Origin of the sequence: Streptomyces sp. URMC 126 (assembly GCF_051386555.1) — a bacterium.
Lineage (GTDB): Bacteria > Actinomycetota > Actinomycetes > Streptomycetales > Streptomycetaceae > Streptomyces.
Window position 1 is genome coordinate 1 of the sequence record NZ_JBPQTX010001454.1, and the last position, 229, is coordinate 229.

Genomic DNA, 229 nt, shown 5'->3' on the forward strand with positions numbered 1-229 from the left:
GGTGAACGCGGCCAGGAGCAGGTACGCCTCGGTCTTTCCGCCGCCGGTGGGAAACCAGATCAGGTCGGTGGTCCCGCGGTCGCGGTGACCGGGGTCGGCGACGCCGTCGAGGGCGAGGAGGAAGAAGGCGAGCTGGAAGGGGCGCCAGACGGCCTCGGGGTCGACGGGCGGGTAGAGGGCCACGGTCTCGGAGCGGTGGCGCCGCTGACCGGCCTGGTCGGGGGCGGAG

1 protein-coding gene is annotated in these 229 nt (G+C 74.2%); it reads right to left on the reverse strand.

Annotation, left to right across the window (positions count from 1 at the left end):
* Positions 1–229, reverse strand: a 229-nt coding sequence (locus tag ACSNOK_RS36655; RefSeq protein WP_436784955.1) for a hypothetical protein, incomplete at both ends; no start/stop codon positions are given.